This window comes from Acinetobacter sp. AL9 (genome assembly GCF_041464035.1).
Taxonomy (GTDB): Bacteria; Pseudomonadota; Gammaproteobacteria; order Pseudomonadales; family Moraxellaceae; genus Acinetobacter; species Acinetobacter towneri.
Map to the genome: position 1 here is coordinate 1 of NZ_JAYFSK010000302.1, position 225 is coordinate 225.

The window sequence follows — 225 nt, forward strand, 5'->3', positions numbered from 1 at the left end:
CTGCATGGGTTTTATCTGCATTTAATCGTTCTAATTCCAGATCAACGGCTGCGATATCTTCTTCGACCGCCTCATCCCACAGATGGATTTGTTTTGCGGTGAGATGTTCGTTTTTACTGCCGAATTTATGCTGTTTAAACAGCGCCAGTTCATGCTCGTATTTTTGATTGAGAATAGAAAGATGCTGAACTTTAGAATCTAATTGCTGATTGGTGACTTCAAGAT

Annotated in this window: 1 pseudogene; it reads right to left on the minus strand. The window is 40.0% G+C overall.

Features of this window, described 5'->3' with window-relative positions:
* Positions 1-225 (minus strand): annotated as a pseudogene (locus tag ACEO2X_RS14815) (IS66 family transposase); the annotation flags it as partial.